The 13,079-nt window shown below is 60.9% G+C and carries 13 protein-coding genes; 6 read left to right on the top strand and 7 right to left on the bottom strand.

All coding sequences use genetic code 11. The features are described from left to right. The first annotated feature begins 2,376 nt into the window (after positions 1–2,376). Complete coding sequence (locus HPT29_RS24930; protein WP_173946605.1) at positions 2,377–3,573, top strand: IS256 family transposase; 1,197 nt, start codon at positions 2,377–2,379, stop codon at positions 3,571–3,573. Between the two features lie 223 nt (positions 3,574–3,796). On the opposite strand, the gene HPT29_RS24925 is transcribed toward HPT29_RS24930, so the two are convergent. Further along, a complete protein-coding gene (locus HPT29_RS24925; protein ID WP_173946620.1) occupies positions 3,797–4,705 on the bottom strand; it encodes a recombinase family protein in 909 nt (302 codons plus the stop codon). Between the two features lie 1,419 nt (positions 4,706–6,124). Between HPT29_RS24925 and HPT29_RS24920 the strand changes: the two genes are divergently transcribed. Next, the gene (locus tag HPT29_RS24920; RefSeq protein WP_259060965.1) at positions 6,125–6,877 is read left to right on the top strand and encodes a Crp/Fnr family transcriptional regulator; all 753 of its coding nucleotides are present in this window, start codon (positions 6,125–6,127) and stop codon (positions 6,875–6,877) included. Between the two features lie 79 nt (positions 6,878–6,956). Here HPT29_RS24920 and HPT29_RS24915 read toward each other — a convergent pair whose 3' ends face one another. Further along, complete coding sequence (locus HPT29_RS24915; RefSeq protein ID WP_173946604.1) at positions 6,957–7,673, bottom strand: Crp/Fnr family transcriptional regulator; 717 nt, start codon at positions 7,671–7,673, stop codon at positions 6,957–6,959. A 476-nt stretch (positions 7,674–8,149) separates the two neighbouring features. Here HPT29_RS24915 and HPT29_RS24910 point away from each other — a divergent pair, with 476 nt between their 5' ends. Beyond that, complete coding sequence (locus HPT29_RS24910) at positions 8,150–8,575, top strand: response regulator (RefSeq protein WP_259060963.1); 426 nt, start codon at positions 8,150–8,152, stop codon at positions 8,573–8,575. A gap of 58 nt (positions 8,576–8,633) precedes the next feature. On the opposite strand, the gene HPT29_RS24905 is transcribed toward HPT29_RS24910, so the two are convergent. Then, positions 8,634–8,963 (bottom strand): hypothetical protein, encoded by a 330-nt coding sequence (locus tag HPT29_RS24905; RefSeq protein ID WP_173946602.1) that lies wholly within the window; start codon positions 8,961–8,963, stop codon positions 8,634–8,636. Positions 8,964–9,182: 219 nt separating this feature from the next. On the opposite strand from HPT29_RS24905, the gene HPT29_RS24900 reads away from it, so the two are divergent. Together HPT29_RS24900 and HPT29_RS24895 are read left to right on the top strand one after the other, a co-directional pair. After that, complete coding sequence (locus HPT29_RS24900) at positions 9,183–9,896, top strand: Crp/Fnr family transcriptional regulator (protein ID WP_173946601.1); 714 nt, start codon at positions 9,183–9,185, stop codon at positions 9,894–9,896. Between the two features lies 1 nt (position 9,897). Then, positions 9,898–10,140, top strand: a complete 243-nt coding sequence (locus HPT29_RS24895; protein WP_173946600.1) for a DUF6894 family protein — start codon at positions 9,898–9,900, stop codon at positions 10,138–10,140. 190 nt (positions 10,141–10,330) lie between these two features. Here the strand turns inward: HPT29_RS24895 and HPT29_RS24890 are convergent, their stop codons facing one another. The 3 genes from HPT29_RS24890 to HPT29_RS24880 all read right to left on the bottom strand — a co-directional run bounded on the left by HPT29_RS24890 (position 10,331) and on the right by HPT29_RS24880 (position 11,618). Further along, positions 10,331–10,459 carry a hypothetical protein gene (locus HPT29_RS24890; protein ID WP_259060961.1) on the bottom strand — a complete coding sequence of 43 codons (129 nt, stop codon included), beginning with the start codon at positions 10,457–10,459 and terminating at the stop codon, positions 10,331–10,333. A 415-nt stretch (positions 10,460–10,874) separates the two neighbouring features. Beyond that, positions 10,875–11,123, bottom strand: coding sequence for a DUF6894 family protein (locus tag HPT29_RS24885; protein WP_173946598.1), 249 nt, complete (start codon positions 11,121–11,123; stop codon positions 10,875–10,877). Positions 11,124–11,375: 252 nt separating this feature from the next. Continuing rightward, positions 11,376–11,618 (bottom strand): DUF6894 family protein, encoded by a 243-nt coding sequence (locus HPT29_RS24880; RefSeq protein ID WP_173946597.1) that lies wholly within the window; start codon positions 11,616–11,618, stop codon positions 11,376–11,378. Positions 11,619–11,896: 278 nt separating this feature from the next. Here HPT29_RS24880 and HPT29_RS24875 point away from each other — a divergent pair, with 278 nt between their 5' ends. Continuing rightward, positions 11,897–12,637: a Crp/Fnr family transcriptional regulator gene (locus HPT29_RS24875; protein ID WP_173946596.1), complete on the top strand. Its 741-nt coding sequence runs from the start codon at positions 11,897–11,899 to the stop codon at positions 12,635–12,637. 59 nt (positions 12,638–12,696) lie between these two features. Here HPT29_RS24875 and HPT29_RS24870 read toward each other — a convergent pair whose 3' ends face one another. After that, a complete protein-coding gene (locus tag HPT29_RS24870; RefSeq protein ID WP_173946595.1) occupies positions 12,697–13,038 on the bottom strand; it encodes a response regulator in 342 nt (113 codons plus the stop codon). Between the last annotated feature and the right edge of the window lie 41 nt (positions 13,039–13,079).

Genomic DNA, 13,079 nt, shown 5'->3' with positions numbered 1-13,079 from the left:
ATCTTTGCAGCTGCAAAGATCAGACGTTCAGGCTGTTAGCTGCGCTCAGGCGGCGCACAGTTGCCTCATTGCTTAGAGTGGTTCAACCGAGATGGACTCTACATCGAATGGATACTTTGACGACACTTGTCGACTACGTAGGCTTCGAGGTGCTATCACGTTGGAAGGTATGACTGATGCCGAACACGGCTAATTCCATGATTGTCCTGTCGTCTGGGCAGTCACTGAATGCTTCAAAAATCGCTCTCTATGGCGCCAAAGAGGTCTATGGGATCGCGGCTTTAAGAGCGAATGCCCTGAAAAGCCTTGGAGGCGTGTCGACGGGCGTTGGATTTATCGGTTCACCGGAATAGGCGCTCGGTGGCGCTGCAGCCCTAGGGTTGGTCGAGAGCCTTCCTATCTGCAGGGATGAAGAAGCAGGGACTCGAGATGCTCCAGCAGGTTAAGGCCCGTTCGTAGAAGCTCGCGCGAAACGGCAAACTGATCGAAGTTCACGAAATCCAGAACCTAGAGGTTCCTGATCCATTGGCTTGGAGCACCATCGAAGTCACAACGCGGATGATAGTCGACCCGTCAGGAGCCAGACTCAGAACTCAGTGAATTGACATCCGCTACCCCGGTTCGCCCAAGTTGATGCCCAGGACAAGGAGATCGAGGAGAGAACGGAGACCCAGTTTGTCCACGATGGCAGCGAGTTTGTTTCCTTGGAGGCGAACACTGGCCTTGTAAAGGATCGCTGGTCGAGTGTCGGCACCTATTATCCAGCAAAATTTGAGGCGCCTAGCAAAGTCGAGCATGCGGTTCGGGCAATGGCAGAGCCGGCCACGCGCTAATCGCCTCTGGGATCAGATCGTAATTTACCTGATTATGAGTGGGGATCTTTGCAACTGCAAAGGTTGTGATGCGGACACGCGATACAGTGCTTAGACGATAACCCGGGCGGTTAGAATTCGGTCGTGTTTGTACTCGTCACAGTCACGGAAGGCTTTTTGAACCGATTTATGAAAAACTCGCGCATTGCGTCGACCTGGAGAGATGCAAGCGTAGGCTGCCAAGATGTAGAACCTCGAACATAAGCCGTGGGCGCTGAAGTCTGCCGGATCAGTGACATTGGGCTCTTTGCAACTGCAAAGAAGGCGCTCAAGGATGTCAAGGGTAAACGGCTTCCGGCTCTTGCAGGTGGATCGCGTGCAGAGGCCTTTATCGCCAGACGACCAGCTTTCGGATTATTGGATGATCAAAGGGGCTCCAGCAGCCTTCCACTGATGCAGGGTCGCCCAATAGGCTAGGCACCGTAATACGGTCGTAGGGGCATTCGGTCCGTCGACCTTCAGGACCTTGCGCTGTTTGAGTTCTTCCATGACGTCTTCAGGCATGCGGTGGGCCCAATTTACCGCTTTCTGATCCGAATCCACGTGTGAAGAGCGACGAATATCCGAGCAAGTTCTGGATTGGCAGGGCAGGGGGCAGGCTGCCCGACTACGACCCGGGACAATACTTTGAGATAGGCCAGGTCGGAGGCGAGAGTACGATCGTACTCGCACCCCCTGGTACCGGCGAGATGCTTGAGGGTGGCCACATTAGCGTCGGTCAGGACTAGCGACTTATCGGGATTAAAATGGAAATGAACGATTTGCGAGCGGGCTCACGAAATTTGGCCTGCCGTAAAATCTAGGCCAAAGCGCCTTTGTTACAGGAAGGGCTCAGTATGTACGGCAGCGACATTGCTTCGGACAGATCCACAGCCAAGTATGGTTAACGAAGCAAGATGAGGCCGGAGGTGGCATGGCGCGAAACTTGGTCCGCGATGAGCGACAGGGAGACCTGTTCGGAGCACCTCCGCCACTCTCCAAACCGACACGCCGGAGCGCCCCGCCGAAGCCAGTGCATTAGGAGACCAAGGCGCCGGAGCCGGTGTCGTTGGGCACACTCGGCGCGAAGGCAACAAGGCCCGAAATTGACGAACTCTTGAATGGGATGCCCGATCAGGAACTGGCCTATCTCGCGGTAGAGGCTACGCGGCTCGTGAAGCGCAGGCTAGCCCAAGGGCAGGGGAGGGGCCCCCGGCCAAAAGACACCGGCAGAGGAAGGTCGCCTCTTGATGATGCCCTTCACCGGATCGCCGGCAAGCTGATGGCTACTGCGGACCCGGGCGAAACGTGGTGAGCGGCTGGGAGTAGGCGGTATCCTTGCAGCGGCATAGATCAGAGAGTGGGCGGTACCGGGGAGCCTCCCAGCAATGTGTAGAAATCTACGCAAGCCAGGGCAGGGCGCTCGAAGCTCTGAGTAGTGTGGTGAAGGTTCTGCAAATCGCCTGATCGGGGCGGTCATGGCAGGATGGTGATGTCCAAGTCACCCTCCGAGAGGAGCCCCACCATGACCAATGCGAAGGATAAACCTGCTGCCGCTGCCATCAAGGACCTTCTGAGCCAGAGCCCGGACGGGCTGCGCGAGATTGTCCGCGCCGTCATGCAGGAGATGCTCGAAGCCGAGATGACCGACGCACTCCAGGCCGAGAAGGGCGAGCGCACTGCAGCCCGCCTCGGCTACCGCTCCGGCTACTACACCCGCACCCTGGTGACCCGCGTCGGCAAGCTCGAGCTGCGCGTGCCGCAGGACCGGGACGGCCGCTTCTCCACCGAGCTGTTCGAGCGCTATCAGCGCTCCGAGCAGGCGCTGGTGGCCACCCTGGCCGAGATGTACGTCCAGGGGGTCTCCACCCGCAAGGTGAAGGCGATCACCGAGGAGCTGTGCGGCCACAGCTTCTCGGCCTCGGCGATCTCGGCCATCAACAAGCGCCTGGACGAGAGCCTGGCTCAGTTCGCCTCGCGCCGGCTCGAGGAGCCGTTCCCCTACCTGATCCTGGATGCGCGCTACGAGAAGGTGCGCGAGGGCGGCATCGTTGCCTCGCAGGCGGTGCTGATTGCGGTGGGCATCGACTGGGACGGGCGGCGCCAGATCCTGGGCGTCGAGATGGCCAACCGGGAAAGCCACTCTGTCTGGAAGACCTTTCTGCTGGGCCTGCGCGAGCGCGGGCTGTCCGGCGTGGAGCTGGTGGTGGCCGACGACCATGCCGGCCCGAGAGACGCCATCCGCGAGGTGCTGAGTGAGGCCGCATATCAGCGCTGCTATGTGCACTTCCTCAGGAATGCGCTCGATCATCTGCCGCGCAAGGCCGACGATGACTGCCTGCAGGAGCTGCGCTGGCTGTACGACCGGCGCTCGGTCGAGGAGGCCCGACGCGATCTGGCGGCCTGGGTTGGCAAGTGGGAGGCGCGCTACCCGCGCCTGGTGGCCTGGGCCGAGGAGACGATCGAGGAGACCTTCACCTTCTACCGGCTGCCGCGCCAGCACCATAAGCACCTCAAGAGCACCAACATGCTCGAGCGCCTGAACGAGGAGATCCGGCGACGCACCTATGTGGTGCGGATCTTTCCCAATGCAGCCTCATGCTGCCGGCTGGTGCGGGCGCTGACGGTGGAGACGCATGAGAACTGGCTTGAGGCGCACCGCTACCTCAACATGGAGGACCTGAAGGAGCACAAGAAGGATCAACTCCGCGAAGCCGCTTAGCCAGCCTGCTCGGCCGCCCCGCTTTGCAGAACTTGACGCACACAATCTAGCTCTGGAGAACCGGCTCCAATGGAAGCGCCGTCGTCGCTACCGAATCCGTGGCAAGTAGGTCAACTTGACATACCGGCCACGACCTGCTGGTAGTTCATCATGATCTACCAAGGGTGGCACAAGCTATCCAAGTGTCGTCCTTCGAATGCGAAATCTGGTGACAGCATCGCGATCACTGGATTTCAGGGACCGCGAGGCCCATTTTGCGAGCCCGGTCGAGTTGGAATTTGACCGAGCTGGCCTTCCATTCTCTCCCGCCGCGTGGCGTCCGCTCCCGCATTCCTTCCAGCTGAGCGCCGATCTCACGCAGGGTGAGGTTCGGGTTAGAAATCGCAATGCCAGCGATGAGAGTCATAATTCGGTCGTCCGGCGGCCGCCTTCCGGCTTTCCGTAACAATTCCGGCTCAGCCATCCGCTCGGTGACCAATCGGTTGACCGCCCTTCGGAGGCTTTGATCCGTCCACCGCTGGCCTCGTGCATTCAGCACCTGCACGACATCTCGCCAGCTGTGGTCCGGCCGCATCTGACGGACAACGGGAAGAAAGGAATCGGCTGCCGTCAATAGGTCGCCCAGATAGACGCGGTCGCGGGCGAGGGCAGTCTTGCGGATTGCCTCCGGCCGTCCCTCACGCAAACCGGGGTTCCCCGGCCTCTTCCCCTTAGCCACTGCCGCCTTCACGCCAGCCTTCGTGCGCTCCGAGATGAGCGATCGCTCCAGCTGAGCGACGGCGCCCAAGACCTGCAGAGAGAACATGCCTTGCGGTGTCGACGTGTCGATTGGATCCCTGAGGGATTTGAAGTGGGCGCCTTTCTCCTCAAGCGTCTCGATCACCTCGAGCAGATGGCTGACCGACCGGGCCAAGCGATCGAGCCGAACGACCACGAGGACTTCGCCCTTTGAGATCTCGCGGATGAGCCGGGAGAGAACCGGCCGAGCCCGGGAGGCGCCGGACCCGTGTTCCTGATGAATGACCTCGCAGCCGGCAGCCTTGAGTTCGTCGAGCTGAGCGTCTGTTGCCTGCTCCTCGGTTGAGACGCGGGCGTATCCAATCAGACGCTGGGGGGAAGGGGAGGGGGCCATATGTCGTTTCAAAAGCGATTTCGACCCTTTGTACACAATTTGCGGTTACGAGAAAAGGATCGTTTGGAAACGTTTTTTAAGTCCTTTTGTTAACTAGCAGGAGAGGGCAGAGCTTCCCCGCAGCCGGCGAAAGTGCTTTGAAAACAATGGGTTTAGCGGTTCGGCTAGAAACAAGAGGCCTACATACGTGCCCGCTATTAGATCTCTGATGATGCAGCTCACGATGCAGCCGAGGAATGTGGCGTTTGTCTACTCGGCAGACCGTAGTTATGGCCTAAATCTCTCCCTTTGACGTATTTTATTCCGTTGACGTCAAAGGCTTAGGCCTAGCCTGAAGGGTGACTTTAGGAGAGGCTAGGCTTGGTGACCTTAAGTGAGTAACGCCTTGTTGGAATCCCTGCTGCTTCTGCTGCGATGATCAGGGTCCGGCGGGCGACAGTGAGCTGCCCGCTGGGTATCCACGGCAGTAGGAGAGGGGAGGGCAGGTCAGAAGCGAGAAGCGGACCTTCGCACAGCCAAGCTGAAGGGCAGTCCGTGATCCACTTCGGACCTTCCCGGATCAGTTCTCCTGTCAGAGTCCGTGCTCCATAACGGGACGTTATCGGAAACTACAGGCTCGTTGAGTGAGGCTTGGAGATGTGCGCTTTCAACCGGGAGAGCATCATCCGGACGTGCGCGAGAACGCGTGCAGCCTGCGCTTCCCTGATCAAGGCTTCATTGTCCGCTCGAGAGGCCGGGAGGGGCATGGAGTGCTCCTTGTTCAATGAGGCGGGAGCACACGGATCTCTCAGTCACCGGCGCCCAGGTCAGTTCTGCCGGTGGTAGAACTCAACGTCTCGAGCGGGGGAAATGTTCGGAAACGTACAAACCTCCTCTGTCACCTTTTGGCGCTGTGGCGTATGGCGAGTGGGCGGCAAGCGAGGCCCAAGCTGAGGGAGGTCGTCGAGTACCCTCGGCCAAGGCGTCTTCCACAACAGGGAGCTGTGGAGCTCGATCGGGCTGATACGCGATGCGCCCGTCGTGGGCCTTGGCAACGGCCAAGGTATAAATTCCGTAGCGGCATTCGAGTGGTTCCATATATGGCCTTCCGCGAAATTTTTGCGTAAGTCATTGACGGGTAGAGGACGCGGCGGTCTCCACACCAGGAAGGTCTCCGAATGGCACACCTGAGACGTAAACTCGAGGGCAGCAATCCTCGCTTAACCGGAGGTTCCGAGGCGGCCGAGAATATCAGTGCCTGACCCGCTGCGGACATCCAGCAGCCATCGTATGAAACCGTACAGAGGGGCTCCAAAGTCACTTATTTTAGTGACGGCTCCGTCCATGCCCGCTTAGGGCAGTTGCAATTGCTTGACCGATCAGTGGGGCGCAAGCAGCCGAGGGGCTTTTGGCCTCCCGCCCCGATCCTGTGTGGCGGCCGTGGTTCAACTCAAGCAGTCCTTTCTGCGCAATCGTCTGCTCCGGGCCTTGGCCCTGGAGGATTTCGCGCTCGTCGGGCCACATCTGGAGCAGGTCATGCTGCCGAGAGGCAAGGTCTTGATCGAGCCAAACCAGCCTATTGAGCACGTCATCTTCCCCGAGAGTGGCGTCGCGTCAGTGGTGGCCCTCAATTCCGACAGCCGGCCGGTCGAGATCGGCATTGTGGGCCGGGAGGGGCTCGTGGGTCCGTCCATCGTTCTTGGGGTTGACCGCACCCCGCACCAGAGCTTCTTCCAGATGGAGGGTGCCGGGTATCAGATCCCGATCCGGCACATGATCCGGGCGCTTGAGGCCAGCCCATGCCTGCACGATCTCCTTTTGCGTTACATCCACGTGCTGATGGTACAGACCGCCGCCACGGCCATGTCGAATGGCGATAGTGTGCTCAGTGAGCGGATGGCCCGTTGGCTGCTGATGTGCCATGACCGGGTGGACAGCGACGAACTGGCGCTCACGCACGAGTTCCTGTCGCTGATGCTGGCCGTGCGTCGCCCCGGCGTGACGGAAGCCATCCACCTGCTGGAGGGGACGGGCATCATCAAGGCCCGACGAGCCCACATCACAATCCTGGACCGGGAGCGGCTCGAGGAGACGGCTGGCGACAGCTACGGCGTGCCGGAGGCAGAGTATGAGCGTCTGATCCCGATGCCTGACGGGTCAGGTGCCAGCCACGTCAGGCTGCCGGGCCTGTGACTGCCTCGTCCATCTTTGTCACCCAGGACGACATCAACACCTGGGTGATGCGGTGGGCAAATGGCTCCAGCCACGCAATCTAGCGCAGGGGCCCGATCAGGCGCTCATATTCGGCTTCCGGACCACCGTAGCCGTCGCCTGCGGTCTCTTCGAGCTTGCGGCGGTCGAGCACGACAATGTTGCGCCGTTCGGCCCGGATTGCCTGCGCCGTCTCCAGCATCTGGAGGGCCTCCGTCACGCCGGGGCGGCGCACGCCCAGCATCACGGCGATGAACTCATGCGTGAGCGGCAGCTCGTCGCCATCAAGCCGGTCGCGGCACATCAACAGCCAGCGAGCCAGCCGCCTCACGACAGGGTGGGAGCCATTGCAGGCGGCCGTCTGGGCTGTCTGGAGGTGGAACACCTGAACAAAGCGAAGCAGAAGCTTCTGCAAGGACGGGCTCTGCTCCAGGGCGTGCCGGAAGGCATCGGCCTCGATGCGCAAGGCCGCTCCGCCGATCTGCATGAAGGTTTCGTGCGGCGTCCGGTCGGCGCCCAGGAGAACCGGCACGCCGGCAAAGCCGTCCCGGCCGACAAGACCGATCTCGATCCGGCGGCCGCGCTCCGTGCGGGTCACGACGGAGGTCACGCCGGCCTCCAGGAAGTAGACGTGCTCGATGGGCGCATGGGCCTGAATGATCACGTCACTCTGGTTTAAGAGAATAGGCTCAAGATGGGGCCGGATGAGAGCGAAGTCGCCAGCCGACAGCGCTGCCAGTAAACGATTACGAATAGAAAATGGGGATAGCTCGGGCATCAAACGACGGGTGATCGGGTGACGCGGCAATCGGAACTGCCACGTCGCTGTTGAACCTTGACTCGGGCCAAAGGTGGCGCAGGCAGGCTCGCTCTTCAAGTCGAAACGGTCGTGATGTGCTTCATGAGTTGAGAAGCAAGCGGCGGGAACGTTCCGGATCAGAGGCCCCAAGAATCCGCAACCGTGCCTGGTGCTGAAGCTCGTCGACGCAGGTAGGGTTCGCGCGCCAGATGGTCCTACCCGCACTCACATTCTTTGGACAACTGCGCCTGATCTGCTGCGGGATGCGACCAAGAGGCGATCTGTTCGCATTCAACCTCATGACGTCCTGCTCAGGTTATCCTGCTCCATCATCGAGCATGGCCCTCTGGCCTTCTGGATCATCCTGGTCGGGTCACCAACGCCAACCTCTTTGTCCGGTTCCGTACAAACTCCTGGCGCTATTCATGAGAGAAGGTGCCGAACCAGGAGAACAATTGTACGTTACCGTACACTCGAAAGCGGGCACTCTCACCATGAACGGCATATATTCACGTCCTCGTCCTGTCGTTCTCCTGGTGGACGATGACCCGCTGCTGCGGTTCTTCGCATCCGACCTGCTGGACGACGCCGGCTTTGAGGTCATCGAGACGGGCAGTGCCGACGAGGCTGTCATGTGGCTTGAGGTGCGAGACGACGTGCGGGTGATCCTGACCGACATCCACATGCCGGGTTCTCTCAATGGGCTTGATCTCGCCCATCTGGTTCATCGCCGCTGGCCCGGGATCCTCGTCCTTGTAGTCTCCGGAGTTGCGAGGCCAAGTGTGGCTGAGCTCCCCGGGGGCGGACGATTCGTCGCCAAGCCTTACGAGGGCAGTACCCTTCTTCATCATCTGCGTGAGATGATCGCCTCTGCGCCTTAGCGCGGCTACAGGAGCGCCGCTTGTAGGCAGCGGATGCTAACCAAACTCCTGTACGATTTCAGTGGAAGGTCTTGCGAGGGGATGTCCCCGCCTCTTCAAGCGGTTTGACGTTCTCGGCCGGGCTGCCTGTCCGGTGGGTCACTTTGGACATCTGTTCGACGAACCAGGGCTCCGCATCCTCAGGCTTCCTGAACAGGGGTGGGCTCATATCCGCGCAGGGGCCAAAGCCGGCTGCGAGAAACCACAGCCCGCCCTGACTACTGCGTGTCTTCAGGGACAGGCGGACCAGTAGGGCCAGCAGATCAGCCCCCCAAAACACCAGAAGTCCCTCTCGTTCGGGGTTTCCTTCGGCCAGTTGGACGGGTTGGTAGGTGAAGATGGGTGCCACGGCTACGCTCCTGCTCGGAGGATGGCGAGGGGCTGCCCCGCATCGGCAGACTACTTGAATGTACGAAAGCGTACAATAGCGGCTTCGAGACGTGACCCAGCAAACAGCGCTGTCCCTGGTGTTCTCAAAGGTCTATCGTGTTCTCATCGCTTGCAGGTCTGATCCGGGCGCAAGCGGCCGAGAGTGGTGTGTACTCCCGCCCCGACACGGGAGAGGGCCATGCACCCGCCACAGCAACTTTCCATCACCAACCGCCTCCTCGCCTCACTGTCCGCAGAGGACTTTGCGAGCCTCCAGCCCCACCTTGAGCCGGTGCCACTCGACATCCGCCAGGTTCTGATCGAGCCCAACACAGCCATCGCACACGTCTACTTCCCTGAAGCCGGCATGTCGTCGGTGACCAACAACAGCTCCGGCGGCAAGATCGAGGTCGGGGTGGTGGGACGGGAGGGCATGGTCGGCCTGCCGATCGTCCTCGGCATTGACCAGACGCCTTACGAGCACTTCATGCAGATCGCAGGCCATGGCTGGCGCCTCGCCGCGCCGGATCTGGAGCAGGCGATGAGAAGGAGCAGCTCTTTGCACCGTCATCTCCTGCGCTATGCCCAGGCGTCCCATGTTCAGGTCTCGGAGACGGCGTTCGCCAACGCCAACAGTGACGTCGAGGCCCGCCTGGCGCGCTGGCTGTTGATGTGCCACGACCGGGTGGAGGGCGATGACATCCCACTCACGCACGAGTTCATTGCCATGATGCTCGGCGTGCGCCGTCCTGGGGTCACGGTGGCGCTTCATGTGCTCGAAGGCATGCAGGTGATCCGCGCCAAGCGTGGGCTGATTACGGTGCTTGACCGCGAGAAGTTGGAGGAACTGGCGGATGATGCCTATGGCCTGTCGGAAGCGGAGTACACGCGCCTGATGGGCACGGGGCGGTGAGATGCCGCGCTACTTCCTCCATCTGCGGTACCCGGCATCCGAGGACGGCTTTGCCCGCGATGATGAAGGTGACGAGATTCCTGACCACAAGGCCCTGCGGCAGCACGTCATCGAAACGGCCCGTGACCTGATGAGGGGCGCCCGTCTGAAGGCCATTCCCGAATGGCTGCAATGCACGTTCGAGGTCACGGATGAGAGTGGCACGGTTGTGCTCACGCTGCCGTTCTCAGACGCAGTCCAGTAGCTCCAGATCGACACAACTCCTGAAAGGATCCCTGCCTCCCAAGGAAGGATTGTTGGTTCGTCATTCCATAGATCGCCTGCTGCGCCTTATGCAGTCTTTCCCGGTAGCCCCTGTTCAATCCAGGTTCCGGCCTCTTCTGGTGTCTTGAACAGGGGCGCATCCCGGACGTTGCGTTTGCCGCACCCAGCTTTTAGGTCCACTGCCCTGCGTGCTCGGGGGCATGGGTCTCGCTGCCGAGGCGAACGAGCACGGCGGCGAGCTGGGTATTTGCAAGAACGAGCTTGCCTTCGCTGTCATGGCCATCGATGAGCACGCGCATGGGCTGGAGTGGAGATCTTGAGGATCATAGCCTTCGCCTTCCATGTTGGGGCGAAGGGTCGGTTGCCAAATGCCCAGACACCCAGGGACGAGAACCCACCATATGCCTGTTAGAGCTCAGGAACTATCACACACGTTGAGCTTGGCCATTCCGTGAATGGGCTGTCGCACATTCGGGCTTCAATGTTGGCCAGATCAATTCTCTTCAGGGGCTGAGGCGCGGGCGAGTTCATCGCGGGTCACTCGTGCCATTTTTGACCCGATGCCAGGGAGACGCTCAAGCTGATCGGCAATGGCCCGAAGCTGATCAAGGGTGGTGATGCCTTCATCCTTCAAAGTGTTCCAAACAGCGAGAGGGAGACGGAGACCCCTGATCGGACCTTCCCAGCGCTCGTCGAAGTGGTTCGGCATCTCCCTCACTCCCGATCAGGCGCAATGTCTTGGTCGTCGGCCGAGAAGCGGAGCTTGAGCACAGACTGCCCCGAGGCATCGGTGACATTCATCTGCCACTCGGTGCCGTTCCAGAACCGGTCACCTTCATCGTGCAGGATGGCCCCAGCGGTGCGGATCGCCTCGGCGCGGACATACCTGAAATTGGGAAACTCCGTTCCCTCATTGTCGAGGATGTCGCGGCCGTCGATGACGTGGAAGAAATAGCGGGGCATGGGGCGCTCCTCTGCCCATGGGCGGGAGCGCACGGATCTCTCAGTCACCGGCGCCCAGGTCAGTTCTGCCGGTGGTAGACCTCAACGTCCCGAAAGGAGAATTGTACGAAACCGTACGGATCCTCCATCTCCTTATCCCAACTTGCCGTGAAAACGTCATATTGCCCGTACCGGTGCATCATCAGCCGACAACTGAGCTTGCTGCTGAGCGGGCCATGGCGCTGCATTCGACGATGTCCCGTTCTGTGTAAACTATGGGATTCCGCCGCCCGCTCCCTCGACGGAAAAGCGCAGCCAGAGCACAGGCTGTCCGGCCGCGTCGACCACCTCCATGTGCCAATCCGGGCCGTGCCAGGAGTCTGAGCCGCTGTCACGGATGATCGCACCGGCGGTCCGGACGGCTTCGCGCCGAGCTTCCTCGAGCCCGGGAAGCTCGATGCCATCCATGTCGGGGAAGGGATGTCCATTGAAGGTATGAAAGAAATAACGAGGCATGGGGCGCTCCTCTGCCAACAGGCGGGAGCACGCGGGTCTCTCAAGCGCCGATGCCTGGATCAATCCTACCGACGATCCAGGTCAACGAAAGCGACACGGCACATGTTCGGGTCGACACCGCTCTTTGTACGGTTCTGTACCAAAGCTTGCTCCACCTGTTCTCAGTCCTTGCTCGCGACACTCCCAGCCATAGTATTATGGGTATAGCCGGCAATGACGCCTCGGGCGCTGGCGGCTGAGAGACCTGCGCTCCCGCCTGATGCCCCTGGGAGGCTGTCATGGAGGCCATCCACCCACAAACCATCGCGCTGATCCGCAAGCTCGAGAGCATCGCCCACCTCACGCCGGAGGAGACGGCCGCCCTCCAGCGCCTGCCGCTGCACCTGAAAACCGTCGCGGCCGACCAGGACATCGTCAGCGAAGGTGACACCGCCTCCGAATGCTGCCTCATCGTGGCGGGCTTCGCCTGCCGCTACAACATCACGGCTGCGGGCAAGCGGCAGATCCTGTCGTTCCACATCAGCGGCGACATCGCCGATCTCCAGAGCCTGCACCTGACGGTCATGGATCACAGCCTGGGTGCGTTGATCCCGTGCAAGCTGGCCTTCATCCAGCATGACGACCTGCGCGCTCTCATGCGCGCCCATCCGCGCCTCGGCGATCTGTTCTGGCGCGACACCCTCATCGATGCGGCGGTGTTCCGCCAGTGGGTGGTCAATGTCGGCCGTCGTCCCGCGCTGACCCGCATGGCGCATCTTTTGTGCGAGCTGCTGGTGCGGCTGCGGGCGGTCGAGCTGGTGGAGGACCATGCCTTCGACCTGCCGGTGACCCAAGCGGATCTGGCCGACGCGATGGGCCTCTCGAATGTGCACGTGAACCGGGTGTCGCAGGAACTCCGGAAACTGGGCCTGATCGCCTTTCAGGGCAAAACCCTGAGGGTGCTGGACTGGGAGGGGTTGAAGACAACAGGCGAGTTCGATCCGACCTACCTGCACCTGGCGAAGAAAGACGCGCTGTGACCGGCAGGAGGGTCTTCGCCAGCCCATGCCATCTGGGTTGTAGCGGCATTTGACCTCCCTCAAGCCGCCCATGCTTCTAGGACGCGGATCACCTGAGCCATCCTGTAGGGTTTGGAGATGATGATTCCTCCGGGCATAGGCTGCATCTGCTCGGCGTAACCCGTGACATACACGACAGGCAGATCGGGGAAGCGCTCGCGGTAGGCCTTGGCCACCGCCCAGCCATCGGCTCCCGGCAGGCGGATGTCGGTGAGCAGGGCATCGACGGCGATCCCGGCTTGCAGGAGGTTCAGGGCTTCCCGGCCGCTGGCCGCTTTGACAACCTCGAACCCGGTATCCTCCAAGCCCGCCACAGCCATCTCACGGACGAGCGGATCATCTTCGACGACCATAACTTTCATCGCGTCCTCACCTGCCCGGTTACCCATCGTGGAGAGTTGTA

It is taken from the genome of Microvirga terrae, assembly GCF_013307435.2.
Classification (GTDB): Bacteria; Pseudomonadota; Alphaproteobacteria; order Rhizobiales; family Beijerinckiaceae; genus Microvirga; species Microvirga terrae.
This window is presented reverse-complemented; position numbering and strand designations above follow the sequence as displayed.